Origin of the sequence: Actinomadura sp. GC306 (assembly GCF_004348665.1) — a bacterium.
Classification (GTDB): domain Bacteria; phylum Actinomycetota; class Actinomycetes; order Streptosporangiales; family Streptosporangiaceae; genus Spirillospora.
The window spans coordinates 1-2,029 of record NZ_SMKM01000490.1 but is presented as its reverse complement, the minus strand read 5'-3'; the positions used below and the strand labels follow the sequence as shown (position 1 = coordinate 2,029).

The following is a 2,029-nucleotide window of genomic DNA, read 5'->3' as shown; positions in this document are numbered from 1 at the left end:
TCCTTACCCGGCCCCGCTGCACGTCCCCGGGGTGCGGCCCGCACCGGCCGCACCCCGGGGACGTGCGCTTTTACCGGCGGATGACCGAAACGCGGCACCCCGTTTAGGCGGATGGCTCGGGGTAAAGAGGTGGCGTGCACGGAACGGAAAACCCGCGGATACCACCAGACACCCACACACAGGGAGATATGACATGACTGGGCCGATCGCCCAGCAGACCTCGGGCACCAACCAAGTCCAGCGCGGCGGCTCCGGCGGCGGCCTCGCCGACGTGGTCGACCTGATCCTGGAAAAGGGACTGGTCATCGACCTGTACGCCCGGGTCTCACTGGTCGGAATCGAGATCCTCACCGTCGACGTGCGGATCGTCGTCGCCAGCGTCGACACCTACCTGCGCTTCGCCGAGGCCGTCAACCGCCTCGACATCGCCAACAACGACAACTCGCAGGGCCTGCCGGAGTTCGTCGGCGGCATGCAGGAGTCCGGCGCGAAGAAGAAGACCCGCGGCGCCCTGGAGGGCGCGGGCGAACGCCTGAAGGAGACCTTCGGCGGCGACGAGGACTCCGACGACGACAAGCAGGCCGCACGGCGCCGCCCGTCCCGCAAGAAGGAGGACGAGGAGTCATGACCACGCCGCAGACCCCCGGCGGCAACGGCCCCGGGGACGCCCCCCAGGACGACCGGGCACCGCAGTACGTCTACGGCGTGACCCGCTCGGGCGCCACCCTGCCCGGTGACGTCCTCGGCCTGGACGACAAGCCGGTCACGATGATCGAGGACGGCGGCGTCTGCGCCGCGATCGTCAGCGACCTGCCGCAGGGCCGCGCCCTCGGCGAACGCGCCGACCTGGTCGCCCACCAGCGCGTCCTCAACGCCCTGGTCGACGCCGGCACCGTCGTGCTGCCGTTCCGGTTCGGCGCGGCCCTCGCCGACCGCGGCGCCGTCGAGAAGGAACTGCTCGCCGGCAACTCCGAGCGGTTCGGGCGCATCCTGGAGCAGCTCGACGGCACCGTCGAACTCCGCGTGAAGGCCACCTACGTCCAGGACACCGTCCTGCGCGAGATCATGGCCGCCGACCCCGACATCGCCGAGCTGTCGCAGCGGCTCCGCGAGGTCCCGGCCGACGCCGCCGACGCCGTCTACTACGACCGCGTCCGCCTCGGCGAGCTGATCGCCCAGACGATGGAGCGGATGCGCGAGTCCGACGGCCAGGCGCTGCTGGACGGCGCCGCCGGCGCCGCCGAGGCCGCCGTGACCAAGACGCCCGCCCGCGAGGAGGACGTCCTGGACGCCTCGTTCCTCGTCCGCGCCGACCGGCGCGCCGAGTTCGAGCAGGCCGTCGAGGAACTCTCCCGCGAGCACGGCGAGCGCATCAAGGTCCGGCTGATCGGGCCGCTGCCGCCCTACGACTTCGTCCCGGAGGAATGACGATGGGACTGTTCACCGGGCTGGTCACGCTGCCGCTCGCACCCGTGCGCGGCGTGATGTGGCTGGCCGAGACCCTCACCGAGCAGGCCGAGGCGCGCCTGTACGACCCGGGCCGCATCGCCGCGGAGATGCAGGAGATCGCCGACCAGGCCGCCGCCGGGGAGATCACCGAGGAGGAAGCGGCCGAACGCGAGGAGGAGCTGATCCAACGGCTCAACGAGGGCCGCGCACGCGAGCAGGCCCGCCTCCAGGGCGGCGGCTAGGAGGCCCCACATGATGTCCGCGTCCGAAGCCGCCAAACGCGCGGCCGAGCACGTCACCTCGATGACCGGCCGCAGCGCCGAGAGCGTGGTCGGGCTCGAACGCGCCGACGAGGACGGGTGGCGCGTCCAGGTGGAGGTCGTGGAGACCCGCCGCATCCCCGACTCGGCCGACATCCTCGCGGTCTACGAGATCGAGGTCGACGCGGACGGGGAGCTGGTCGGCTACCGCCGCGTCCGCCGCTACCCGCGCGGGCGGACCGAGAGGCACTAGCCGCCGGACGCCCGGGCCCCGGCCCGGCGCCCGGCCCCGGACCCCGGTGGGGCTGTCTCTTATACAC

General features: G+C 72.4%; 4 protein-coding genes. All 4 read left to right on the top strand.

Annotated elements, in window-relative coordinates; all coding sequences use genetic code 11:
- Positions 1-193 precede the first annotated feature (193 nt).
- From gvpJ to gvpO, 4 genes are read left to right on the top strand one after another with little or no spacing between them, the layout of a single operon-like run.
- Positions 194-628, top strand: a complete 435-nt coding sequence (gene gvpJ / locus E1200_RS32920) for a gas vesicle protein GvpJ (RefSeq protein WP_131956531.1) — start codon at positions 194-196, stop codon at positions 626-628.
- Positions 625-1,428, top strand: coding sequence for a GvpL/GvpF family gas vesicle protein (locus E1200_RS32915; RefSeq protein WP_131956529.1), 804 nt, complete (start codon positions 625-627; stop codon positions 1,426-1,428). The genes gvpJ and E1200_RS32915 overlap by 4 nt, the downstream gene beginning before the upstream one ends.
- A 2-nt stretch (positions 1,429-1,430) precedes the next feature.
- The gene (locus tag E1200_RS32910; protein WP_131956527.1) at positions 1,431-1,691 is read left to right on the top strand and encodes a gas vesicle protein GvpG; all 261 of its coding nucleotides are present in this window, start codon (positions 1,431-1,433) and stop codon (positions 1,689-1,691) included.
- Between the two features lie 10 nt (positions 1,692-1,701).
- Complete coding sequence (gvpO, locus tag E1200_RS32905; protein ID WP_131956525.1) at positions 1,702-1,962, top strand: gas vesicle protein GvpO; 261 nt, start codon at positions 1,702-1,704, stop codon at positions 1,960-1,962.
- Positions 1,963-2,029 lie beyond the last annotated feature (67 nt).

Excerpts from the sequence above, each read along its gene's own strand:
- gvpJ (WP_131956531.1), top strand. The coding sequence starts at position 194 with ATGACTGGGCCGATCGCCCAGCAGACCTCGGGCACCAACCAAGTCCAG.
- gvpO (WP_131956525.1), top strand. The coding sequence starts at position 1,702 with ATGATGTCCGCGTCCGAAGCCGCCAAACGCGCGGCCGAGCACGTCACC.
- E1200_RS32910 (WP_131956527.1), top strand. The coding sequence starts at position 1,431 with ATGGGACTGTTCACCGGGCTGGTCACGCTGCCGCTCGCACCCGTGCGC.
- E1200_RS32915 (WP_131956529.1), top strand. The coding sequence starts at position 625 with ATGACCACGCCGCAGACCCCCGGCGGCAACGGCCCCGGGGACGCCCCC.